This is a genomic window from Curtobacterium flaccumfaciens, assembly GCF_051548005.1.
Classification (GTDB): domain Bacteria; phylum Actinomycetota; class Actinomycetes; order Actinomycetales; family Microbacteriaceae; genus Curtobacterium.
In genome coordinates this window covers 1-23,780 of record NZ_JBPUGH010000036.1, presented here as the reverse complement: position 1 = coordinate 23,780, position 23,780 = coordinate 1, and the positions used below count along the sequence as shown (strand labels likewise).

Annotated in this window: 17 protein-coding genes and 1 tRNA gene; 3 read left to right on the top strand and 15 right to left on the bottom strand. The window is 72.3% G+C overall.

Features of this window, described 5'->3' with window-relative positions:
* Positions 1-90 precede the first annotated feature (90 nt).
* Positions 91-987 carry a M48 family metalloprotease gene (locus tag ACSW7Y_RS06725; protein ID WP_438125545.1) on the bottom strand — a complete coding sequence of 299 codons (897 nt, stop codon included), beginning with the start codon at positions 985-987 and terminating at the stop codon, positions 91-93.
* Between the two features lie 22 nt (positions 988-1,009).
* Positions 1,010-1,591 (bottom strand): LemA family protein, encoded by a 582-nt coding sequence (locus tag ACSW7Y_RS06720; RefSeq protein ID WP_438125544.1) that lies wholly within the window; start codon positions 1,589-1,591, stop codon positions 1,010-1,012.
* Positions 1,592-1,855: 264 nt separating this feature from the next.
* Here ACSW7Y_RS06720 and ACSW7Y_RS06715 point away from each other — a divergent pair, with 264 nt between their 5' ends.
* The gene (locus tag ACSW7Y_RS06715; protein ID WP_438125543.1) at positions 1,856-4,417 is read left to right on the top strand and encodes an Ig-like domain-containing protein; all 2,562 of its coding nucleotides are present in this window, start codon (positions 1,856-1,858) and stop codon (positions 4,415-4,417) included.
* Positions 4,418-4,628: 211 nt separating this feature from the next.
* Entirely contained in the window at positions 4,629-6,290 is a 1,662-nt protein-coding gene (locus tag ACSW7Y_RS06710) for a class I adenylate-forming enzyme family protein (RefSeq protein ID WP_438125542.1), read from the top strand.
* A gap of 112 nt (positions 6,291-6,402) precedes the next feature.
* Here ACSW7Y_RS06710 and ACSW7Y_RS06705 read toward each other — a convergent pair whose 3' ends face one another.
* The 8 genes from ACSW7Y_RS06705 to ACSW7Y_RS06670 all read right to left on the bottom strand — a co-directional run bounded on the left by ACSW7Y_RS06705 (position 6,403) and on the right by ACSW7Y_RS06670 (position 15,049).
* Positions 6,403-7,734, bottom strand: a complete 1,332-nt coding sequence (locus ACSW7Y_RS06705; RefSeq protein WP_438125541.1) for a threonine/serine exporter family protein — start codon at positions 7,732-7,734, stop codon at positions 6,403-6,405.
* A gap of 235 nt (positions 7,735-7,969) precedes the next feature.
* A tRNA-Leu gene (locus tag ACSW7Y_RS06700) sits at positions 7,970-8,043 on the bottom strand.
* A gap of 91 nt (positions 8,044-8,134) precedes the next feature.
* Entirely contained in the window at positions 8,135-9,634 is a 1,500-nt protein-coding gene (locus ACSW7Y_RS06695) for an NAD(P)/FAD-dependent oxidoreductase (RefSeq protein WP_438125540.1), read from the bottom strand.
* 44 nt (positions 9,635-9,678) lie between these two features.
* Positions 9,679-10,227 carry a DUF501 domain-containing protein gene (locus ACSW7Y_RS06690; RefSeq protein ID WP_438125539.1) on the bottom strand — a complete coding sequence of 183 codons (549 nt, stop codon included), beginning with the start codon at positions 10,225-10,227 and terminating at the stop codon, positions 9,679-9,681.
* 35 nt (positions 10,228-10,262) lie between these two features.
* Positions 10,263-10,799, bottom strand: coding sequence for an FtsB family cell division protein (locus tag ACSW7Y_RS06685; RefSeq protein WP_438125538.1), 537 nt, complete (start codon positions 10,797-10,799; stop codon positions 10,263-10,265).
* Between the two features lie 313 nt (positions 10,800-11,112).
* Positions 11,113-12,396 (bottom strand): phosphopyruvate hydratase, encoded by a 1,284-nt coding sequence (eno, locus tag ACSW7Y_RS06680; RefSeq protein ID WP_438125537.1) that lies wholly within the window; start codon positions 12,394-12,396, stop codon positions 11,113-11,115.
* 123 nt (positions 12,397-12,519) lie between these two features.
* Positions 12,520-13,764 carry a histidine--tRNA ligase gene (gene hisS / locus ACSW7Y_RS06675; RefSeq protein WP_438125536.1) on the bottom strand — a complete coding sequence of 415 codons (1,245 nt, stop codon included), beginning with the start codon at positions 13,762-13,764 and terminating at the stop codon, positions 12,520-12,522.
* A gap of 523 nt (positions 13,765-14,287) precedes the next feature.
* Entirely contained in the window at positions 14,288-15,049 is a 762-nt protein-coding gene (locus ACSW7Y_RS06670; protein WP_438125535.1) for a MazG family protein, read from the bottom strand.
* A gap of 117 nt (positions 15,050-15,166) precedes the next feature.
* On the opposite strand from ACSW7Y_RS06670, the gene nhaA reads away from it, so the two are divergent.
* Positions 15,167-16,345 (top strand): Na+/H+ antiporter NhaA, encoded by a 1,179-nt coding sequence (nhaA, locus tag ACSW7Y_RS06665; RefSeq protein WP_438125534.1) that lies wholly within the window; start codon positions 15,167-15,169, stop codon positions 16,343-16,345.
* 385 nt (positions 16,346-16,730) lie between these two features.
* Here the strand turns inward: nhaA and mfd are convergent, their stop codons facing one another.
* From mfd to ACSW7Y_RS06640, 5 genes are all read right to left on the bottom strand, one after another.
* A complete protein-coding gene (mfd, locus tag ACSW7Y_RS06660) occupies positions 16,731-20,339 on the bottom strand; it encodes a transcription-repair coupling factor (RefSeq protein WP_438125533.1) in 3,609 nt (1,202 codons plus the stop codon).
* A gap of 136 nt (positions 20,340-20,475) precedes the next feature.
* Positions 20,476-21,981, bottom strand: a complete 1,506-nt coding sequence (locus ACSW7Y_RS06655; protein WP_438125532.1) for a hypothetical protein — start codon at positions 21,979-21,981, stop codon at positions 20,476-20,478.
* A gap of 120 nt (positions 21,982-22,101) precedes the next feature.
* Entirely contained in the window at positions 22,102-22,686 is a 585-nt protein-coding gene (gene pth, locus ACSW7Y_RS06650) for an aminoacyl-tRNA hydrolase (protein ID WP_438125531.1), read from the bottom strand.
* A 31-nt stretch (positions 22,687-22,717) separates the two neighbouring features.
* Positions 22,718-23,365, bottom strand: a complete 648-nt coding sequence (locus tag ACSW7Y_RS06645) for a 50S ribosomal protein L25/general stress protein Ctc (protein WP_438125530.1) — start codon at positions 23,363-23,365, stop codon at positions 22,718-22,720.
* 202 nt (positions 23,366-23,567) lie between these two features.
* A partial coding sequence (locus ACSW7Y_RS06640) for a hypothetical protein (protein ID WP_438125529.1) occupies positions 23,568-23,780 on the bottom strand: 213 nt, incomplete at its 5' end.

Sequence of the window (23,780 nt, the reverse complement as noted above, 5' to 3'; positions counted from 1 at the left end):
GCGCAGGGCGCGGTGCGCGGGACGCAGGGGCGAAGGGCGCGGGGCGCGCGTCCGCTGCGACGCGTCCCGCATCGCCGCGCGCTCGCGCTGTCAGAACCGGTCGAGGCTGCCGCGCAGCCGCGCGATGCGGTCGGCCAGCGGCGGGTGCGTCGAGAACAGCCGGTCCATCACGCCCGGACGCATCGGGTCCGCGATCCACAGGTGCGCCATCGACGAGTTCTGCGTGCGCATCGGCCGCCCGTACGCGCCGAGCTTCTCGAGCGCTCGGGCGAGACCCTCGGGGTGCCGGGTCGTCATCGCGCCCGTGGCGTCCGCGAGGTACTCGCGCTGCCGCGACACCGCCGCCTGCACGGCCACGGCCGCGATCGGCGCGACGATGACCGCCACGAGCCCCGCGATGAGCAGGATCGGGTTGTTCCCACCGTTGTTGTCGTTGCGGCCCCGCCCGCTCAGTCCGCTGAAGATCGAGATCCGGAGCAGCACGTCCGCGATGAGCCCGACGGCGACGACCAAGCCGAACACCATCGTGGACACCCGGATGTCGTAGTTCCGGACGTGCCCGAGCTCGTGGGCCATCACGCCCTGGAGCTCCTGGTCGTCCATGATCGCGAGCAGCCCCGTCGTGGCGGCGACGACGGCGTGCTCGGGGTCCCGCCCGGTCGCGAACGCGTTCGGCGACGGGTCGTCGACGACGTAGACGCGGGGCATCGGCATCCCGGTCGTGATCGCGAGGTTCTCGACCGTTCGCCAGAGCCTCGGCGCGCTGGTGCGGTCGATCTCGACGGCCCCGGCGATCGCGGTGGCCTGCCGCGCGGCCGTGAAGTACTGCAGGACGGCGTAGCCGATCGCCACGAGGAGGACGATCACCCCGATCGAGACGTTGCCGGCGAGGTACCCGCCGAGGAAGCCCAACGCACCCACGAGCAGCAGGAACGCGAGGACGATCAGGACGGTGTTGCGCTTGTTCTGCGCGATCGCGCGGTACACGGCGTGCGGTCGGGCAGGACGGTCAGAACTGGACGCGCGGCGGCTCGGCGATGGCGGCCGGCTCCGCGGTCTCGAAGAACGCCGCCTCGGTGAAGCCGCGGTTCTTCGCGAACGCCGAGTTCGGGAAGACGCGGATCTTCGTGTTCAGCTCGCGGACGCCACCGTTGTAGAAGCGCCGCGCGGACTGGATCTTGTCCTCGGTGTCGACCAGCTCGGTCTGCAGCTGGAGGAAGTTCTGGCTCGACTGGAGCTGCGGGTAGCCCTCGGCCACGGCGAACACGCTCTTGAGGGCCTTCTGCATGTGTCCTTCGGCAGCCGAGGCAGCGCTGGCGTCTCCGGCGCTGAGCGTCTCCGCCCGGGCCTGTGTCACGTCGGTGAACACGGCTTTCTCGTGCGCGGCGTACCCCTTCACGGTGTCGACGATCGTCGGGATGAGGTCGGCCCGACGCTTGAGCTGCACCGAAATGTCGCTCCAGGCCTCGTCGACGCGGACCTTCAGCGTCACGAGGGAGTTGTACGTCACCCAGAGGTAGATCCCGACCACCACGAGGACGACGACGACCACTCCGACGACGATCAACGTCGTGACGAGTCCGGTGTCCATGCGGGCGTACTCCTTTGCGCGTCGGGAACCGCGCGGTGACCGCGGTCGGCTGGACCGGGCGGCGGGGACGGCCGGAACGGTCGTGCAGCGGCCGCGCGGACCATCGCAGAGTCTACCGACGCTCAGGACGCTCTCTCGTCCCGCCCAGTGGTTCACGGGCGATTCCCGAGTCGTACACACCGGACGCTCGGGGTGTGACCGCGCCGGTCGGATCGTCCGCGCGGCGGATTGACGTGGAGGCCGACTTCGCGTGGGATGGAGCCGGTGAACACGCCCGGGGAGCACGTGGACGAGTGGGCCGTCGGGGGCGACGGTCCCGTCCGTCGACCCCAGACGCGGGTGCGCGGGCGCCTGGTGCAGCAGTGCCCACCTCGGCAGCGCCCGACAGGGGTCCGGCCGACCGGCGCGACACTGCTCGCCGGGGTCGTCCTCGCCGCGGTCATGGTCGGTCTCGGCGCCGTCGGTCTCGGCTCCGTGCCGACGGCGAGCGCCGCCACCGACCAGACGAGCGCCACCACGAGCGCCGCTGCCGACCCGACCAGCGCCGCGAGCTCCACCACAGCCGCGACGGACACGGCGCCCACCACCGCCACGCCGGACCTCGCTGCCGAGGCCGCGAGCGCCTCCTCCACTGCGCCGACCGCCGGGTCCTCGGACGCGTCGGCCGACGACGGCGGCGCGGACGACGGGTTCCTGCCCGGCGCGACCCCGGACCCCTCCGACAGCCCGACCGGTCCGGTGTTCGGCCACCCGACCCCCACGAACCCGCCGACCACCACGCCTCCGGTCGCCCCGACCATCGCCGACCCTGGCGACATCACCACGGGCACTGCGCGCTTCCACGGGCGGGGCACTCCCGGTCACACGCTCCGGGTGGCCTCCGGATCCACCGCGACCTGCTCGACCCAGGTGCAGCGCGACGGGGCGTGGTCGTGCCTCGGCACCGTCGTGTCCGGTCCGGCGCAGGTCTTCACCGTGACCGACCGGACGGCACCGTCGCTCGGATCCGCCGCCACGCCCTCGTCCGACGTGGTGACCCCGCCGACGCTCGCGACCCGGAGCACCTCGACCGGGACCATCGCGGGCGACGGGCACCCCGGTGCGACCGTGGCCCTCAGCGCGTCGGGTTCGACCGGCGAGTGGGACGCGACAGTCGGAGCGGACGGCCGCTGGGTCGTGTCGCTGCCCCGCGCGGTCCGGGACGGCACGCTCACGCTCGTCGGGACCCAGACGGGCAGCACGGCGACCGGCTACCGGTCGGACCTCCGCAGCGCCGCGTCGTCGCCCCGCACGATCACCCTCGACCGGACCGCTCCCGCGGCGCCCCGGATCGTGGAGCCACGCGGCACCGACCGCATCCGGACGCAGCCGATCCGGGTCACCGGGACCGGCGAACCCCGAGCCGTGGTGACGGTCTCGGTCGGCCGTGCTCCGGTCTGCATCACCACGGTCGACGCCGACGGCGACTGGGCGTGCTCCGTGTCGGGCACGTCGATCTCACCCGGGTGGCAGATCCTCTCCGCCGTGCAGCGCGACGCCGCGGGCAACACCTCGCGGTCGTCGTCCGCGGTCCGCGTCCTCGTCGCCGCGTCCTCGGCGACGCCGTCGACCTCGGGCTCCGACCCGAGCACGACCGGCAGCACCACGGGCACCTCCGGTCCGTCGCGCTCCGGCGCGGCCGGCCCGCACACCGGTTCCCCGGGGACGGGAACGGGGACCGCGACCGGAGGCGGGCCGGGCACCGGGTGGACGGTGGGCGGCGGTACCGGGTCCGGCGCCGGGGGCACGACGGGCAGCGGGACGCACGCGGGCGGAACGGGTGCGCGTACCGGCGGACTCGACTGGTCGGGACCGGCCGGCGACTGGAGTGCCCGGACCGCCTACGACCAGGCCGTCCCGACGATCCAGTCGGTGTTCTCGTGGCGGACCGTGCTCGTCGCCACCGCCGTCGCCGCCGGGTTCCTCGTCCTCGTCCTCGTGCCGCTCGCGATGGTCGCCGGCGTGGTCCGCGGGCGGATCCGTTCACCGTTCGCCGCGCTGCTCGGCCGCAACCTCCCGCGGGCTCGTTCGCGCGCCGAGGACACCCTGCCGACGTGGGTGTCGATCGTGTCCTCGGTGACGATCGCGACGCTCTGCACCGTGCTCGGTACCGGGATCTCGCTGGAGGCCCGCTACGTCCGGCTCGCGGTCGCGATCGCACTCGGCTCGGCGCTCCTGACGGCGGCGCTCGTGCTGACCACCCGGTGGGCGGCCGGTCGCGACCGGCACCTGGTCGGGTTCCGGGTCTCCCCCGTGCTCGTCCTGGCCGCGCTGGTCGCGTGCGCGCTCACCCGGGCAGGCGACCTCTCCCCCGCACTCGTCGTCGGGGTCGTCCTCGTCCCGACGGGGCGCGCGGACCTCGGTACGGGTCCGATGCGGCTCGGGTCGGACGTCGTCGGGCGGGTCGGGAGCGCCACGTGGCGATCGGTCGGGTTCCTCGTGCTCGCGGTCGCGGGGTGGGGTGTGCACAGCATCGCGACCCGTGACGGCGCCTGGACGTCGTTCGTGTCGGACGTCGCGATCACGCTGTGCGTCGGCGGTCTCGGGGCGGTGGTGGTCTCGCTGCTGCCGTTCACCGGTTCGGTCGGCGCGGTCCTCCTCGCCGAGGCCCGTGGCCGGTACGCGGCGATCGCCTCCGTGGCCGCCGCGCTCACCGCCGCCGTCTACTCGGGCTCCGCGGGGACGCACGTCGCTCCGATCACCTGGGCGGTCGCCGTCATGCTGTGCGTCGCCGCCGGCCTGGTCGCCCGCCTCTGGACACGGTCCGCCGCCGCCCCCGACGTCTGAGTCGCACGGACGGGGCAGGGTCCGGCACGGTGCCGGCCCCCGCTCGGCCACGGCGACGACCCCCACCCGGCCACGGCGACGAGGACCAGTCGGTGACGGTGCCGACCCCGGCTCGCCCGCGGCGTCGAGGCCGCTCCGAGCACGGCCACAGCGCCGCCACTACGCTGACGATCGGTGAGCGCCCGCGGGAGGACGCCCGGAGGGAGCGACCATGACCGACACCCGATCCGACTACGACGCCACACGCTTCCGCGAGGTGTTCGAGGGCAGCTACACGTACGCGAACGGCTTCGCCCGGAACAGGCACCGCTTCGCCGGCCGACCGGCCCTCCGCGACCCGGACACCGACCGCTCCTGGACGTACGCCGAGCTCGGCGACGCCGTCGACCGGGTCGGAGGGTGGCTCGTCCGGCACGGCGCCGGCCCGGGGTCGGTCGTGATGGTGGAGCTCTTCAACAGCCCGGAGTTCGCGATCGTCTACCTCGCGTGCCACCGGATCGGAGCGGTGTTCTCGCCGACGAACTTCCGGCTCGCGCCCGACGAGGTCGCGTTCATCATCGAGGACTCCGCTCCCGTCGTCCTCCTGCACGACGCCGCACGCTCCGCCGAGGTCGCGCGGGCCCTCGAGACGTCCGACCACCGCCCCGCGCACGTCCTGACCGTCGGTGGCGACCACGACGAGTTCGCGGAACTCCTGGCAGCGGACCCGGTCTCGGCCGAGGAACTCGCCGCCACCGAGCCGCGGAACACCTACGCCGAGACGACGCGACTCTGGACGAGCGGCACGACCGGACGCCCGAAGCCCGTCCCGCTGCCGAGCCTCGTCGAGGTGCTCAGCGCGCACGACGTCATCATGCACTTCCCGCTCAGCCCGTTCGACAAGACGCTCAACATGTCGCCGCTGTTCCACCGCGGCGGCCTGTACTCGGGTGGCCCGAACCCGGTGTTCTACGTCGGCGCCGAGCTCACCACGCTGCGGCACTTCGACCCCGAACGGGTCCTCGACCTCGTGGAGTCCGAGCGGCTGACGTTCCTCATCGGCGCTCCCCCGAACCTCGTCGGGCTCGCGAACGCACAGGAGGCACGGCCCCGCGACCTGTCGAGCCTGCACGGCATCGTGACGATGGGCGCTCCGCTCGACCGGGCTGCGGCGCTGCGCTACCAGGAGCTGCTGTCGCCTCGGATCTTCAACGGCTACGGCACGACCGAGACCTTCTGGAACACGTTCCTCCGCCCCGAGGACTTCCCCGACGGCGCGGGCTCCACGGGTCGCGCGAGCACCGACGACGACATCGCGGTCGTGCGCGTCCACGAGGACCGCCTCGCCGACCCGACCGACACCGTCGCCAAGGACGGCACCGAGATCGGCGAGTTCGCCGTCCGCACCGTCAAGTCCGGGTACTCGTACCGGAACCCGGGTCTCGAGGCCGAGAAGTTCGCGAACGGCTGGTTCTACCCGGGCGACCTCGCGACGTGGGACGAGCACGAGCGCGTGACGATCGTCGGGCGCAAGGACGACATGATCATCTCCGGCGGCGAGAACGTCCACCCGGTGCAGGTCGAGGCCGCCCTGCAGGAGCACCCCGGCGTCGCGGACTCGATCGTGGTCGGCGTCCCGGACGAGCAGTGGGGCGAGGTCGTCACCGCGTTGGTCGTCCGTGCCCCGGGCCGGCTGCCGGAGGACGACACCGAGGCCGCAGCCGTCCTCGAGGACTGGACCGCGGGCCACCCGGGTCTCGCCCGGTACAAGCGCCCCCGCCGCTACCGCTTCGTGAGCGAGCTCCCCTACAACGCCACCGGCAAGAAGGTGCACTACCTCGCGAAGGCGGCCGCGGCGGAGGACCAGGCGGCAGGCCGACTGATCGCGCCCTGACGGGCGAGCCACCCTGCGGAGGCAGCACCGACGGGTCGCCCCCGGCGCGCGCTCGCCACCCACCGGCCGGGAGGCGCGGTGCGGGCCCGACCCGAGCCTCCAGGCCGGTGGGTCAGACCTGGCCGCGGTGCGGCGCGTTCCGCCGGAACAGACCGGGCAGCAGTCCGCCGATCTTCGTGCCGACGCAGAGGCTGACGAAGGTCGCGAGCGGGGTGGCGAGCGCCACCGGGGACAGGGTCGCGACGGCGACCAGACCGACCGTGCCCGGGACGAGCAGGAGGAACGCGGGGAAGAACGACACGTTCGCGGGGATCACGGGGACGATGCGTTCGAGGACGCGGGTCGCGACGAACAGGAGCGCGGCAGTCGCGCCCGTCGCGACCACGCTGCCACCCAGTGGGGTGATCCCGGTGAGGAGGCCGTAGGCCGACGTCATGACGACCACCGACACCAGGGTCAGCCGCCAGCCGGACTGGAAGACGAGTCCGAGTCCGACGGCGAGGAGCACGACCGCGACCCACGAGACCCAGTAGGGCGGGACGGCCTCCCACCCGCCGCGGTCGGTGCCGACGCCGGCGACCTCGCCGACGAGCGCCGCCGACGACGGGTCGACGTGCAGGCCCGTCAACGCGCTCCCGGCGGCGATGCCCGCGGCCATGAAGCCGAGCATGATGATGCCCTGCACGAGTCGGGACGACCCCGTGACGATGTCGGCAGCGGTGAGTTCGAGCAGGGCGTTGGTGATCAGTGCTCCCGGGACGAACACCGCGACCGGGGCGCACACCGCGAACAACGGCACGTGGCCGAACCCCGTCCCCGCCGCGACGAGGCCGACGATCGACGTCGAGACGAAGGCCGCGAGGAACGGCACGATCGCGAGGGCCTCGCGGAAGCGCCGGAGCACGATGCCGATCACGCCGACGAGGGCGCCGACGCCGAGGGCGAGGAGGACCGCCCACCACGGGCAGCGGAACACGACCGCGAGGCCGGCCGACGTCAGCGCGTTGCCGAGGATCCACGGGAGCGGGGCGGGCAGCCGGGTGCTCGCGCGGATGGCGCGGACACGGGCCGGGATCTCGGCGAGGCCGATCGAGCCGCTCTCGAGTCCGAGGACGATGCGGTTCGCCCGGGCGGACTGCCGTGCGGAGAGCTCGATGCCCTCGGCGTTCACGATGGTCGCGGCACCGGTGGCGGTCTCGCTGACGATCACCAGCGCGGGGAGGACGCCCACCGCGAGCTCGGGGCCGATGCCGGCGGCGTCGCGGGCCTTCTCGAGTGCCGAGCGGACGTCGGTGACCGAGCTGCCGGCGTCGAGGAGGAGCGCCCCGAGGGTGCCGAGGAGCATGCCGACCGGGACCGCTTCGCCGTCGATCACCTCGACGTGCGGTTCGGGGCGGCGGAGGGTGTTGCGCAGCTGGGCGATGGCGCTTCCGAGTCCGACCACGAGTGTCGATCGTAGCTGGCGCGTGGGGCGGTGTGGGGCGGCGGGGCGGTCGGGCGGCACGGTTGGGCCGAGTCTCGTGCTCAGCGACGAGTCTCGTGCGCTCGACCGCGAGACTTGTCGCTCACCGCGAGTCTCGGGGCGGTCGCGCCGAGACTCGGCGCGGCTGCGCGTACCCCCGGTGGGACTCGAACCCACAACTCGGCGATTGTAAGTCGGGTGTCGGTCACCCTGTGCGTACCCCCGGTGGGACTCGAACCCACAACTCGGCGATTTTAAGTCGCGTGCCTCTACCGGTTGGGCCACGGGGGCGGGCCGCAACAGCCTACCGAGCCGCTGCCTCCCGGAACGCCGGACGGCGGCCACCCCGTGGGGTGACCGCCGTCCGTGGTGGTGCTGGTGCCTACTTCGCCTCGGCGGATGCCTCGGCCTTCACCGGCTCGGCCTCCTTGGAGACGTCCTCGGCGGGCGTCGCGTACGCGGGGCCGGCGGCGTCGGCGGGCTTGCCCTCCTCCGGGGCCTGAGCGGCGGCAGCCGGAGCGGCGGCAGCGGCCGGGGCCGGAGCCTCGACGGCCGGCTTCGGCCGCGTCGCGAACGACTCGAACGCAGCGCGCGGGGTTTCGCGGTCGTCGAGCGACGCGATGTCGCGGCCGAGGAAGAAGCCGCCCACCCAGTCGCCGATGACGCGCCACTTGCGCTCCCACGACGGCATCGCGAGGCCGTGGTAACCACGGTGCGCGCCCCAGGCGAGGAAGCCCTTCATCGCGAACTTGCCGGACTGGAACACACCGATGCCGAGACCGAGGCCCGCCACGGCGCCGAGGTTCTCGTGCTTGTAGTCGGTCGTGGCCTCGCCCCGGATGACCGCGACGAGGTTCTTCGCGAGTTGCTTCGCCTGACGGACCGCGTGCTGGGCGTTCGGCACGCAGAAGCCACCGACGCCGCCGCCCGTGAGGTCCGGCACGGCCGCGACGTCACCGCACGCCCACGCGTCGGCGATCACGCCGTTGTCGTCGACCACGCGGAGGTCGGGCTGCACGCGGATGCGGCCGCGCTGCTCGAGCGGGAAGTCGGTGCCCTTGACCATCGGGTTCGCCATGACGCCGGCGGTCCAGATGATGAGGTCGGACGGGATCGTCTGGATCGACTCGTCCTTCGCCTTGAGCTGGCAGACGCCGCCCTCGGCCGATGCGAGCTGCGTCTCGAGGTGGACCGTCGCCCCGCGGGACGCGAGGTTCTCCAGCACCCAGTGCGAGGTCTCGAGCGACACCTCGGGCATGATGCGGCCCATCGCCTCGACGAGGTGGAAGTGCGTGTCGTCGAAGGACAGCTGCGGGTAGCTCTTGAGCAGGTCGGAGACGAACGAGCGGAGCTCGGCGAACACCTCGATGCCGGCGAAGCCACCGCCGACGACGACGACGGTCAGCAGGCGGTCACGCTCGGGGCCGGCCGGCAGGTTCGCCGCCTTGTGGAAGTTGACGAGGATCTTGTCGCGGATGGCCGCGGCTTCCTCGATCGTCTTGAGGCCGATCGCCTCGTCCGCGACGCCCGGGATCGGGAAGGTGCGCGAGACGGCACCGGCGGTCATGACGATCTGGTCGTAGGTCTCCTCCCACGCGTCACCCTCGGAGGGGGTGATCGTCGCGGTCTTCGTGGCGTGGTCGACCTTCGTGACCTTCGCCGTGACGACCCGCGTCTTCTTGAGGTGACGACGGTGGGAGACGACCGCGTGCCGCGGCTCGATCGAGCCGGCGGCGACCTCGGGCAGGAACGGCTGGTACGTCATGTACGGGAGCGGGTCGACCATGACGACCTCGGCTTCACCCTGACGCAGGTGCTTCTCGAGCTTCCAGGCGGTGTAGAAACCGGCGTAACCGCCGCCGACGACGAGGATCTTGGGCACGGGGGATGATCTCCTTGGAGTGGGGTGGTTTGCCGGGAGGCTGGTCAGAGTTCGCCGCCACCCGCCCCGACTCCGGCGTCTGCAGCCTCATCATACGCCCGGCACTCACACCGGGAGGGCGACCAGTCCGCGCGCTCGAGCGCGAGGTCGCCGATGGGGTTGACGCCGGGTCCGGCGGCGAGGGCGTGGCCGACGAGGGCGTGCAGGCACTTCACGCGGGTGGGCATGCCACCGGCGGTGATGCCGTCGATCTCCTCGACGTGCTCGATCGACTCACGATCGGCCAGGTAGGACTCGTGGGCGGCACGGTACTGCTGCGCGACGTCCGGGTCCTCGAGCAGGGCTGCCAGTTCCGGCATGACCTGGGTGGCCTCGAGGGTGCTGACCGCAGCGGTGGCCGCGGGGTGGCACAGGTAGTACAGCGTCGGGAACGGGGTGCCGTTCGACAGCCGGGGCTTCGTGGACACGACCGTGGGGTTCCCACAGACGCAGCGTGCCGCGATCCCGATGACGTCGCGAGCCGGTCGCCCGAGCTGCGCCGACACGACGCGGACGTCGTGCTCGGTGGGCGGGTCGAAGGGAGGGGTCGTCACGGGTACGTGAGCCTACCCGAGTCCTGCGCGTCGTCCTACTTCGTGTCGCCGGTGCCGGAGACGTCGGGTGCCACGAGCTTCTTGCTGCTCTCGTCGCTGAGCCCGGACTTGAGGACCGAGGACAGCATCGCCTGGACCCAGTCCACCTTCGGGGTCTGCACGGTCGAGCTGACCGGCGTGCCGGAGTCCGTCTCGGGACGGCCGGAGCGCTTCGTGCTGTCGCTGCCCATCACGAGGTAGCTCTCCTCGCCCGGGTAGACGTAGAGCAGGCGGTCGCGCGCCTGCGCCTCGATGTAGGCCGGGTCGTCCCACCGTGCGACGTCCTGCTTCTTCTGCGCCACGTCGTCCTTCTGCGCCGCGACCTGCTGCTGCTGCTGCGCGATCTGCTCCTGCTGCTGGATGAGCGTGCGGAGCGAGGGGGCGAGCACGACCACGAACAACACGATGATCGCGAGCATGAGCAGGCTGAAGCCGGAGAACCGGATCGAGCGGTACCAGGGCTGGTGTGCGGCCGCGCCGGCGTGCGGCATCGCCACCGGGACGCGGCGGACGCGGGGCTTCTGGCTGGGCACGACCCGACGATAACCCGCTGCGTCCACGTGGTCGGGCCCGGCACGCGGGCGTCGGGCAGCCTCCCAGCGTCCGGCCTGGAGGCACGGTTCGCCCCCGCCGGACCGCCACGGCCCGCCTCCCAGCGTCGGCCTGGAGGCACGGCTCGCCCCCGGCGGACCGCCACGGCCCGCCTCCCGGTCCCCTCCACGGCGCCGCGGCTGCGGGCCCGACACGGCTGCGGGCCCGACACGGCTCCGGGCCCGACACGACGAGACGCCGCCCTCCGCGAGGAGGACGGCGTCTCGTGCACCGGGCCGGTTCGGGCCCGTCGTGTTACAGGGCCGCCGCGCGCGGGAAGGCCGAACGTCCGGCGTAGACCGCCGCGTCGCCCAGCTCCTCCTCGATGCGGAGCAGCTGGTTGTACTTCGCGACGCGATCCGAGCGGGCTGGCGCACCGGTCTTGATCTGGCCGCCGTCGACCGCCACCGCGATGTCCGCGATGGTGGTGTCCTCGGTCTCGCCCGAACGGTGCGAGAGGATCGCGGTCATGCCGTGGCGGTGCGCGAGCGACACCGCGTCGAGCGTCTCGGTGAGCGTGCCGATCTGGTTCACCTTGACCAGGATCGAGTTGCCGGCCTGCTCGTCGATGCCCCGCTGCAGACGCTTCGGGTTCGTGACGTACAGGTCGTCGCCCACGAGCTGGAGCTTCGAGCCGAGCTCGGCCGTGAGGTGCTTCCAGCCCTCCCAGTCGTCCTCGGCCAGGGCGTCCTCGATGGTGACGAGCGGGTAGTTCGCGACCAGGTCGGCGAAGTAGCCGGTGAACTCCTCGCTCGAGAGCTGCTTGCCCTCGAACGCGTACTTGCCGTCCTGGAAGAACTCGGTCGCGGCGACGTCGAGGCCGAGCGCGATGTCCTTGCCCGGGGTGAAGCCGGCCTTCTCGATGGCGGCGAGCAGGAAGTCGAGCGCTGCACGGTTCGACGCCAGCTCGGGCGCGAAACCGCCCTCGTCGCCGAGACCGGTCGCGAGACCCTGCTTCTTCAGCTCGCCCTTGAGGGCGTGGTACGTCTCGACACCCCAGCGGAGCGCCTCGGAGAACGACTCGGCACCGTAGGGCACGAGGAAGAACTCCTGGATGTCGACGTTGGTGTCGGCGTGCGCGCCACCGTTGACGACGTTCATGAGCGGGACCGGCAGCGTGTGCGCGTTCGGACCGCCGAGGTAGCGGAACAGGGGCAGGTCGGCCGAGTCGGCGGCGGCACGTGCGACGGCGAGCGACGCACCGAGGATCGCGTTCGCGCCCAGGCGGGACTTGTTCTCGGTGCCGTCGAGCTCGATGAGCGCGGCGTCGACGAGGCGCTGGTCGGTGGCGTCGAAGCCCTCGAGCGCCGGGCCGATCTCGTCGAGGACGGCGTCGACGGCCTTGAGGACGCCCTTGCCGCCGTAGCGGGACTCGTCGCCGTCACGGAGCTCGTACGCCTCGAACGCACCGGTGGAGGCACCGGACGGGACGAGCGCGCGCGAAACGACGCCGTCGTCGAGGAGGACCTCGACCTCGACCGTCGGGTTGCCTCGGGAATCGAGGACTTCGCGTGCGCCTACGGCATCGATCTGGGCCACGGGGTACTCCCTACGAGTTCGGTTGTGGTGATTGCGGGTCCGATCCTACCGACGTGCGGTGGACGCGACGCCCCACGTGTCGCGTGCTGTGGAGAACGCGCCACGGCGCACAGCTCGCGACGGTCAGCCGAACGGCCGGAACTCGACCCCGTCGAGCGAGGTCGTGTCGGCGCGGACCGACGCGAACGCGCCGAAGCCCTGCGCCTCGAGCGCTGCGAGCTGGTTCTTCGTGTTCTTCATCCGCTTCTCGAGTCGGACGCGCTGGTGCGACCCGAGCGCCTCGGTCTTGAGCGCCGCCAGCCGCGCCGGGTCAACGTCCTTGTCGTAGAGGAGCACGACCGCGTCCGCGGACTCGACGTCCGGCAGCGTGACGAGGTCGACGAGCCGCTCGAACCCGAGCGAGAAGCCGACCGCCGGGACGTCCTGACCGAGGAAACGCCCGATCATGCCGTCGTAGCGACCACCACCGCCGAGGCTGTACCCGAAGTCGGGGTGCGCGACCTCGAAGATGGTCCCCGTGTAGTACCCCATGCCCCGCACCAGGGTCGGGTCGAACCGGAGGTCCACACCGTCGAGCGCCCGACGCAGCGCGCGGAGTTCGCCGAACGCCTCCCCGTCGAGCCACGCCGCTCCCTCGACGGACTCCCAGTCCGCCGACTCGAGCGCGCGGATGGTGTCCTCCAGCCCGGGCAGGACGGACCCCGTGGTCTCGCGGAGCTCCGCCGCGACGCCGTCGGGACCGATCTTGTCGAGCTTGTCGATCGTGATGAGGGCACGGTCCGCTTCGGCAGCGTCGGTGATCCCCCACGATGCGAGCAGCGCCAGCAGGATGCGGCGGTCGTTGATGCGGATCGACGTCCCGGAGACGCCGAGGGCGTCGAGCGCGTCCGTCGTCGCGCGGATGAGTTCGATCTCGGCGAGCTGTCCGGACTCGCCGAGGATGTCGATGTCGCACTGGACGAACTGCCGGTAGCGCCCCTTCTGCGGCCGCTCGGCGCGCCAGACCGGCGCGATCTGCACGGAGCGGAAGACCGTCGGCAGCTCGGCGCGGTGCGAGGCGTAGAACCGTGCGAGCGGCACCGTCAGGTCGAACCGCAGCCCGAGGTCGGCGAGGTCGAGCGGTGCGTCGGCCGTCCGGAGGTCCTCGACGCTCAGGCCCCGCTTCATCACGGCGAACGCGAGCTTCTCGTTGTCGCCGCCGAGGCCGGAGTGGAGTCGTGCGGCGTCCTCGACCACCGGGGTCTCGATCTCGTCGAACCCGTGCCGCGCGTACACGCTCCGGACGACCCCGAGCACGTGCTCCCGTCGCGCCTTGTCCGCCGGGAGGAAGTCACGCATGCCACGGGGTGCCGTCACGGTCGTCGCCATGCGGCAATCCTGCCAGAACGGCCGCGCCGGTTTGCGTGAGCCACTGTCCGCTGATATTGTGAACGCACCACTTCGGTTCGCAGGTGCCTGATCCACCGGCGAACCGATCGCGAGGGCAACGTGCTGCAGTGTGCCCCGCGGTGAGCGGGGTCCCCCGTCCGTGCCGGTGTCCCTGTCGGTGCGCACGGCCCGCTCGCGGGCGTCCTCCTTTTTTCGGGTTGGGAGGACGCCCGCTCTCTCTTCGTCCATCGCGCAGCGGCGCCGGACGGTTCACGCACCGCTGCGTCCGTCGCCGGGTGCGACGCCGTCGGCCTTCCTCGCCGATGACCCTGCCGGCGTGGGTGCGCGAACACTGCCGTCACCCGGTACCGGGGACTCGGCAGGCCGCCGCTACGGCCCGCCGTGCTCCGGTGCGAGGTTGTCCACCCAGTGCGAGGAACCGACACCGCACGGTGTGGAAAACCTCGCACCGAACGCCCCAGCACCGACGCACCGCCCGACACCTGCCGCCGCGTCCGCCCGGTCAGACCCCGGCCGCACGCCCCTCGGCCTCGAGCGCAGTGACGGCGGCACGCAGACTGGCGATCGGGTCGATGCCGTCCGCACGGGCACCCGCCACCGCGTGCAGCACGTCGATCCCCCACCCGAGGTCGACCCGCGCCGACCCGGCGATCTCCCCCGGCACCGTCGCCGCCCCAGAAGTGCCGGAAGCGCCGGACGAACCGGCGACCGCGGGGCCGTCGGACGGACGGGCACCGTCGCCTGCGACCGTCCCGGGACTCCCCGCGCCACCGGGACCGAGGGACGCGAGCAGCGCGACCGGGTCCGCACCGTCCCGCCCCTCCGACCGCTCCAACAACTTCACCGCACGCTCGAGCGGCGGCATCGCCCGCGGGACACCGTCGAGCGCACTCCGCCGCGAGGCCTTCTCCGCTGCCTTCGCTGCACGCCAGACGCGCTCGACCTCGGCCACCGTGTCCGCCCGCTCGGCACCGAACACGTGGGGGTGCCGACGGATCATCTTGTCCCGCACGCCGGCGGCCACGTCCTCGAGGTCGAACGTCCCGGCGAGGCCGGCGTGCAGGACCACTTGGTACAGCACGTCACCCAGTTCCTCGCGGATCTCGGTCTCGTCCGCGTCGTCGATGGCGTCGACGAGTTCGTAGACCTCCTCGACCGCGTACCGCGCGAGCGAGGCGTGCGTCTGCTCCCGGTTCCAGACGCACCCACCCTCCGGAGCGAGCAGACGGTCGACGACGGCCTCGAGGTCGGTGAGGGCACTCATGCCGTCATGCTCGCACGAGGCCGGGCAGCCGGTGTCAGCGCCCTCCGGTAGCCTGGAGGAGGCGTGTCGGGAAGTCTGGTCGACGGACCGTTCACCGACCCCACGAACCGGAGCTCCATGTCCGCACTCCTCCGTTCCCCCCGTTTCAGCGCGATCGCCCTGCTCACCGCAGCCGTCCTCGGCCTCGTCGTCGCCAACTCCCCCCTCGGAGCCGGTCTCGAGCGGGCGCTCGACGCCCACTCGCCGTGGGGTGCCGTCGGCCTCGACCTGTCCCTCTCGCACTGGATCAGTGACGGCCTCCTCGCGGTCTTCTTCCTGCTGGTGGCCATCGAGCTGAAGCAGGAGCTCGTCGCCGGCGAGCTCTCGAACCCGAAGACGGCGGTGATCCCGGCGATCGCGGCGGTCGGGGGTGTGGTCGTCCCCGCCGGGATCTACCTGGCGGTCACGGCCGGTACGCAGTACCAGCACGGCTGGCCGATCCCCACAGCGACGGACATCGCCTTCGCCCTCGGCCTGCTGGCGATGTTCGGTCGCGGGCTGCCCTCCACGATCCGGGTCTTCCTGCTGGCGCTGGCGGTGCTCGACGACCTCATCGCGATCGTCATCATCGCCGTGGTCTTCGCGCACGACACCGACTTCCTCGCGATGGCCGGAGCGGTCGTCGTCCTCGCGGTCTTCTGGCTGCTCGGCCGACGGCTGCAGCGCACCGACGGCGGTCGCGGACTGCTCGTCGCCGCGATGGTCGTGCTCGGCCTGCTGGCATGGTGGCTCACGTACCACTCGGGCGTGCACGCGACGATCGCCGGCGTCGCGCTCGGCCTCTTGCTGCCACGCCCCTCGGGCCACACCGTGTACGAGCGGGTCGAGCCGTGGTCGAACGGCCTCGTCCTGCCCGTCTTCGCGTTCGCCTCGGCGGCCGTCGTCATCCCCGACGTCGGGCTCGCAGAGCTCTCGCCGACGTTCTGGGCCGTGGTGCTCGCGCTGCCGGTGGGCAAGGTGATCGGCATCACGGTCTTCGGCTCGATCGCGACGCGGATCTTCCGGGCTCCGGGCCGGTCGACGCTGTCCTTCGGGTCGATCATGACGGTGTCGGTGCTCGGTGGCATCGGGTTCACGGTGTCGCTCCTCATGAACGAGCTCGCCTTCGCCCGCAACGAGGAGATCCTCGACGAGGGCGTCCTCGCAGTCCTCGTGGGTTCGGGCATCGCGATGGTCGCCTCCGCGGTCGTGGTCTCGCTGCGTGCGCGCCGGGACCGAGCACGGCGTGAGCTGTCCGAAGTCGAGGCCACGGAGTAGCGCACCACGGAGGAGTACTGCGGCGCCGGCCGACCTCCGCCGCGGAACGACGCGGCCGCTGTCACCCGACAGCGGCCGCGTCGTTCGTTGCACACGCCGAGTACCGTCCCGCGCAACAGGCGACGTCGCCGTCGTCGCACGACGACGGTCACGTCGTTCCGCAACGACGAGTCGGACAGGAGGCACGGCGCACGCCCGCCACGCGCCTCCAGACCGACGACGAGCCCGACCGAAGACACGGCGCACGCCCGCCACGCGCCTCCAGACCGACGACGAGCCGGACAGGAGGCACGGCGCCCGCCCGCCACGCGTCTCCAGACCGGCGGCGCGACCGACGGGAGCCACGTGGCGGATCCGCCACGCGCCTCCCGGCGGTCTCCGCGCCCTACGCGGCCGTCTCGGCCGGCGCCTTCGACGCGCCGTACACCGCGGTGAGGATGCCCTCCACCCACTCGATGAGCGCGCCGTCCGGCAGGGCCTCGCCGTGCGGACGCGGCATCGGGATGCTCGTCGCGTTCTGCTGCGGGAACCACCGGGCGCCCGGGAACATCCGCTTCAGCCGCACCTGTGCCGAGTCCGCGAGCTCCTTGCCCGCGACGCGGAGGTTCGACCCCATGACGACGACGTCGGACAGACCGACCTGCTGCGCCATGCGCCGGAGCCGGGACACCTCGACCAGCGTGAGGACCGCCTGCGGGGGCTGGCCGTAGCGGTCCGTGAGCTCGTCGAGGACCATGTCGATCGCCTCGGGCTGCGCCGTCGGGGCGGAGGCCGCGGAGAGCTTCTGGTACGCCTCGAGCCGGAGGCGCTCGGACTCGACGTAGTCCTCCGGGATGTGGGCGTCGACCGGGATCTCGAGCCGGAGCTCCGTCTGGCCCTCGGCGACGTCCCCCCGGAACTGGGAGACGGCCTCGCCGATCATACGGAGGTACAGGTCGAAGCCGACACCCGCGATGTGCCCCGACTGCTCCCCACCGAGCAGGTTGCCGGCTCCGCGGATCTCGAGGTCCTTCATCGCGACCTGCATGCCCGCGCCGAGCTCGTTGTTCGCCGCGATGGTCTCGAGGCGGTCCTGCGCGGTCTCGGACAGCGGCTTGTCGGCGTCGTAGAGGAAGTACGCGTAACCGCGCTCCCGGCCGCGACCGACCCGGCCGCGCAGCTGGTGCAGCTGCGACAGGCCGTACTTGTCCGCCTTGTCGATGATGAGGGTGTTCGCGTTCGCGATGTCGAGCCCGGTCTCGACGATGGTGGTGGACACGAGGACGTCGAAGCGACGCTCCCAGAAGTCGACCATCACCTGCTCGAGGGTGCCCTCGGACATCTGCCCGTGCGCCACGGCGATCCGGGCGTCGGGCACGATCTCGGCGAGGTGCGCCGCGACCGACTGGATGTCCTTCACGCGGTTGTGCACGTAGAACACCTGGCCCTCGCGGAGGAGCTCGCGTCGGATCGCCGCGGCGACCTGCAGGTCGGACTGCGGGCCGACGAACGTGAGGATCGGGTGGCGGTCCTCCGGCGGGGTCGCGAGCGTGGACATCTCGCGGATGCCCGTGACGGCCATCTCGAGGGAGCGCGGGATCGGCGTCGCCGACATCGCGAGGACGTCGACGTTCGTCTTGAGCTTCTTGAGTTGGTCCTTGTGCTCGACGCCGAACCGCTGCTCCTCGTCGATGATGACCAGGCCGACGTCCTTGAACTGGATGCTCTGGGACAGGATCCGGTGCGTGCCGATGACGATGTCGACGGTGCCGTCGGCGAGGCCCGCGATCGTCTCCTTCGACTCCTTCTCGGACTGGAATCGGCTGAGTGCGCGGAGGTGGACGGGGAAGCCGGCGAAGCGCTCCTGGAACGTCTCCATGTGCTGGCGGACGAGCAGGGTCGTCGGGACGAGCACGGCGACCTGCTTGCCGTCCTGCACGGCCTTGAACGCGGCGCGGATCGCGACCTCGGTCTTGCCGTAGCCGACGTCGCCGGAGAGCAGGCGGTCCATCGGGATCGGACGCTCCATGTCGCGCTTGATCTCGTCGATCGTGGTCAGCTGGTCGGCGGTCTCCGCGAACGGGAACGCCTCTTCCAACTCGCGCTGCCAGGGGGTGTCCGGGCCGAACGCGTGTCCCTTGGACGCCATGCGCGCCGAGTACAGCTTCACGAGGTCGACGGCGATGTCGCGGACGGCCTTGCGCGCCTTCGACTTGGCGGCCGCCCAGTCCGAGCCGCCCATCTTCGACAGGGTCGGGCTCTCGCCGCCGACGTACCGGGAGAGCTGGTCGAGCTGGTCGGTCGGCACGAAGAGCTTGTCGCCCGGGTAACCGCGCTTCGACGGCGCGTACTCGAGGACGAGGTACTCCCGCTGGGTCTTCACGGCGTTGCGGCCGCCGGAGCTGACCTCGCGTGAGACGAGCTCGACGAACTTGCCGATGCCGTGGGTGGCGTGCACGACGACGTCACCCGCCTTGAGCTGGAGCGGGTCGACGACGTTCTTGCGTCGGCCCGCGAGCTTCTTCACCGTGCGGGCGCCCTGCTGCACGCTGCGGCCGTAGAACTCCGCCTCGCTGAGGACCGCGATGCGCGGATCGGGGGTGGCGAAGCCGTGCTCGACGGTCGCCGTGGTCACGATGGCGACACCCGGCTCGGGAGGCGCGGTGAGGGCTTCGGCACGGGCTGCGACCCCGGCGTCGGCGAGGACCTGCACCGCCCGTTCGACCAGCCCCTTGCCCTGGGCGGTCACCACGACAGCCCACCCGTCGTTGGTCAGCTGCTTGACGTGCGCGATCGCACCGTCGGCGCTGCCCGCGAACGCGGGGATCGCCTCGGCGCGGACGCGGATGTACTCCCCCGCCTCGGCGGCGGCTTCCGCGTCGGTGAGCACGCGCTGCTCGTCGCCTTCGTCGAGGCCGGAGTCGAACGGCGAGACCGTCCACCACGTGCGCTGCCCGCGGCCGTTCTTGAGCTGCTGCACCGTGAGGAAGTTGCCGGCGTCGAGGTCGATCGGTGCCTGGGCTCCCGCGACGGCGGCGCTCCACGCTGCCTGGAGGAACTCCGTGTTCGTCTCGGCGAGGCTGTGCGCCCGGCCGCTCACACGCTCGGGCGAGAACACCGCGATCGTCGCGTCGTCCGGCAGGTAGCTCGTGACCGGCACGAGGTCCTGCACGAGCGCGGGCGCGAGGGACTCCATGCCCTCGACCGGGATGCCCTCGGCGATCTTCGCGAGCATCTGCGACAGGTTCGGGAACTCGTGCAGCATCTCGCGCGCCCGCTGCCGGACGTCGTCGGAGAGCAGGAGTTCACGGGACGCCGTGAGCTCGACCTGACCGAGGTCGTCGTCGGTCGTGCGCTGGTCGGCGACGGAGAAGGCCTTGATCGCCTCGATCTCGTCGCCGAAGAAGTCGACGCGCACCGGGTGGTCGGCGGTCGGCGGGAACACGTCGAGGATGCCACCGCGCACGGCGAACTCACCACGACGGGTGACGAGGTCGACCCGGGCGTACGCGAGGTCGACGAGCTGGGAGGCGATCGCACCGAGGTCGTTGCCGCGGGACTCGGTCCGCAACACGACCGGGGCGAGCGCGGTGAGGTTGCCGGCGATCGGCTGCAGCGCGGCACGGACGCTCGCGACGACCACGGTCGTCCGACGCTCGGCTGCCAGGGCGTCCTGCCACGCGGCGAGCTTCCGGAGCGTCGCGATCCGGGTGCCGACGGTCTGCGCGCTCGGGCTGAGCCGCTCGTGCGGCAGGGTCTCCCACGCGGGGAACTCGAGGACGTCAGCGTCGGGGACGTAGCTGCCGACCGCCTCGCGCACGGCTTCGGCTTCACGCCCGGTGGCGGTGATGACGAAGACGCACTGGGGGCCGTTCCGCTCGGCCAGCAGGGCGGCCAGGAGGGGGACGCGCAGGCCGTCGACGACCGAGAAGTCGGCGTCACGAGGTGCGGCGCGCAGCACGCGATCGAACGCGGAGGCGCGCGAGAGCGCAGGGATGATGCCCGAGATCGTCACTCAGGACATGGTACCGGCGGCCTCCGACAGACGGGCGGACGTGCGCGGGCGGCGAACGTGACCTCGAGACGCGGCACGCCTGGCGAGCGGCCGAGCGGCCGAGCGGGCGAGCGGGCACCCGGGCGCCCGGCTCCCGTCAGCGCTGGCGTCCGCTCGGCCGCGTGGATCGGCGGACCAGGACTCCGGCCGTGATCGCGAGCACCGCGGCCAGTGCCAGGAGACCGACCGGCCCGGCGCCGGTGGTCGCGAGCACGCGGCGGGACGAGGTGGCCGGTGCCGCGGGGTCCCCGGCTGCGGCGTCGGCGCCGCTGCCGGTTCCGGCTCCCGGGTGAGCACCGGTCGCGGATCCACCGCCGGTGTCGGCGTCGGCGTCGTCGCCGGCGTCCGCGGGCGGGTTCGACCCCGCGGGCACCGCCGACGGCTCCGGGGCAGGGGTGGTCGGAGCGGAGGGCTCTGGCGTCGAGGCGGGACCGGTCGATGCCGTCGGCTCCGGAGCGGGGTCGCCCGGTGCCGGTGTGGGCCGCCCGGATGCGGGTGCGGACGGGCTCGCCGTCGGTGAGTTCGAGGGCGTCGACCCGGTCGTGGGCTCGACCGTCGGAGCGGACGTCGGCACGCTCGTCGCCGCAGCGGACGGCTCGCCCGTCGGCCCTGCGGTGGCCTCCGCTCCAAGCGACTCGCTCGCCCCGGGCACCGGCTCCGCTCCCCCGACCCGCGCGGCCTCCACGACCCGACGCTGGTTGTAGTCCGCGACCGCGATCCGGCCGCCCGGTCCGACGGAGACACCCGTGGGGTTCACCAACGGTGAGCCGTCCGGAGCGCCCGAGAACGCCACGCTCCAGACGCCGTCCTGCCGGACGAACACCCGGCCTCCACCGTTGTCCGCCACCACGACCGACCCGTCCTCGAGCACCGCCACACCACGCAGCCGCACCCGGGCGGGATCGTCACCGGGGCTGCCGAGCGACGAGACGGCTCCCGTTGCACGATCGACCTGCCACACGGTGTCGGTCGACTGGTCCGACACGGTCAGTGTGCTGCCGTCGGGCGACACCGCGACACCTGACGGGTCGCCCCAGGGACCGGCGACGGACGACCACCGTCCCGCGTCCGTGTCCGTGTCCGTGGCCCACAGCGAGCCGCTCCCCGGGGCGGCGGCGAAGAGCGTCGTCCCGGCCGACGCGAGTTCGCTGACCGCGCGGTCGCCGGGCGCCGGGAAGCGCCGCACGACGTTCTGCCCGTCGAGCTCCGCCACGGTCCGACGTCCGGCCTCGGCCACGAGGACCGTGCCCCGGTCGGTCTCCGTCAGCGCCGACGGGTTCCACATCGCGCGGTCGTCGGTCCCGAACGGCGCGACGACCGACCACGTTCCGTCGGGGTCGCGTCGCAGCACCCCGTTCCCGGCGAAGTCGGCGACGAGGAGCGCGCCCGAGTGCGTGTACCGGACGTCGTTCGGCGCCTCGAACGACGACGCCGCTCCGGGTGCGTCCGTCGTGACGGCGTCCGGTCTCCAGGTCGCACCGGCCGCGGTCGCCGGCCCCACCGCGACGGCGATGCCCCCCGCCGCCGCGAGCAGGATCGCCGATGCGACCACGGCCGGGAGCAGGGCTCGTCGGGCGGACGGCCGGGATCGGTGCAGCGCCACGGGAGGACCCCCTCGTTCGTCGGGGGTCGGGCACCCCCGGGCAGAACCTACCGACCGTGGGGGACGTCACAGTCCCCCAGTTCGGGGACCGCCGTGATCGCGGAGCGATCACCGACTGGATCAGGAGGGGGCGTGGATCCGCTGCTGGGCGGCGAGCAGGCCGAGGTCGGCGATCGCCTCGACGGCGTCGGCGCCGTCCGCGACGAGGTTCGGCAGGGTCTTCTTCTCCGTCGGCGAGAAGTCGCGCAGCACGTAGTCGGCGGGGTCCTGTCGCCCAGGGGGACGGCCGATGCCGATGCGCACGCGGGCGAACTCGTTGGTCCCGGTCGCCTTGATGATGTCGCGGAGCCCGTTGTGGCCGCCGTGCCCGCCGTTGCCCTTCAACTTCACCGTGTCGAAGGGCAGGTCGAGCTCGTCGTGGACCACGACGAGCGACCGGGCGTCGAGTCCGTAGAACCCGAGGACCGACGACACGGGGCCGCCGGAGGTGTTCATGAACGAAGCGGGCTTCGCGAGCACCAGCTTCGGGCCGCCGGGCACCAGGCGCCCCTCGGCGACCTGGTTCGGCGTCTTGTGCTTCTTGAACGTCGCGCCCATCCGGGCGGCGAGTTCGTCGAGGACCATCTGGCCGACGTTGTGGCGGTTGCCCGCGTAGCCGGGCCCGGGGTTCCCGAGCCCGACCACGACGAGCACGTTGTCTGCCATCAGCGTCGGCGAGATGTCCGCGACGGAGTGCTTACTCGGAGTCCGACTCGGACTCGTCGGACGCGGCTGCCTCGCCCTCGGCGCCGGCCTCGGCACCGGCCTCGGCGGCCTCCTCGTCGGCGGCGATGTCGTCGGCGGTCGCACGCGGGGTGACGATCTGGACGACGAGCGCCTCGGCGTCGGTCTCGAGCTCGGCGCCTGCCGGGAGTTCGAGCTCGGAGGCGAGGACCTGCTTGCCGTCCTCGAGACCCTCGACGCTCACCACGACGTGCTCGGGGATCTTCGTCGCCTCGACGAGGAGCGAGACCGAGGCGAGGTCCTGGACGTGGATGGTGCCGGAGAAGGACTCGCCCTCGACGACGACCGGGACGTCGACGGTGACCTTCTCACCACGGCGCACGACGACGAGGTCGATGTGCTCGATGATCTGGCGCACCGGGTCGCGCTGGACGTCCTTCACGAGGGCGAGCTGCGCGGTGCCCTCGATGTCGAGGTCGATGATCGCGTTGGCGGTACGGACGATGAGCATCGTCTCGTGGCCCGGGAGGGTGATGTGCTTCGGCTCGGTGCCGTGGCCGTAGACGACCGCGGGGATCTTGTCGTTCGCACGGATCTTGCGGGCCGCGCCCTTGCCGAACTTGGTGCGGACTTCCGCCGCGAGCTTGGTGTTGTCGGCCATGGTTGCCTCCTGGTGTCGTGGTCGACGCCGGGGTGCCGGCATCGGGGGGTCTGTGGTGTTGCAACTCGAACGCGTGCACGCGTGAGGAACGCTCCCAGGACTGGGCCGGGTCTCCCACTGCGTCGATCACGGCCGCGCGTACGCGGCCCTCGCCGAAGTCAGTCGCCAAGCCTACCAGGCGCCGACCGGGCGTGTCGCACGATCAGGTCCGCCGACGCCCGCGCGCGGCGTCGAGCTCGGCGCGCGCCCGTTCGCTCGCGGCCTCGGCGTCGTCGCGGGTGCCACGGAGCCGCGCGGTCTCGTCGTCGAGGTCGGCGAGGTCGCGGTCCAGGTGCTCCAGCTCGGCCGCGAGCGCCGCACGCCGCTCGTCGAGTCCCCGCCGCCGCGTGTCCGCTGCGTCGAGCGCCTCCTCGGC

Bases quoted from the DNA above. Each gene is read 5' to 3' on its own strand.
- hisS (WP_438125536.1), bottom strand. From the start codon at position 13,764: ATGGCGACGACCGTGACGGCACCCCGTGGCATGCGTGACTTCCTCCCG.
- nhaA (WP_438125534.1), top strand. From the start codon at position 15,167: ATGTCCGCACTCCTCCGTTCCCCCCGTTTCAGCGCGATCGCCCTGCTC.
- ACSW7Y_RS06670 (WP_438125535.1), bottom strand. From the start codon at position 15,049: ATGAGTGCCCTCACCGACCTCGAGGCCGTCGTCGACCGTCTGCTCGCT.
- ACSW7Y_RS06710 (WP_438125542.1), top strand. From the start codon at position 4,629: ATGACCGACACCCGATCCGACTACGACGCCACACGCTTCCGCGAGGTG.
- ACSW7Y_RS06645 (WP_438125530.1), bottom strand. From the start codon at position 23,365: ATGGCCGACAACACCAAGCTCGCGGCGGAAGTCCGCACCAAGTTCGGC.
- pth (WP_438125531.1), bottom strand. From the start codon at position 22,686: ATGGCAGACAACGTGCTCGTCGTGGTCGGGCTCGGGAACCCCGGGCCC.
- ACSW7Y_RS06720 (WP_438125544.1), bottom strand. From the start codon at position 1,591: ATGGACACCGGACTCGTCACGACGTTGATCGTCGTCGGAGTGGTCGTC.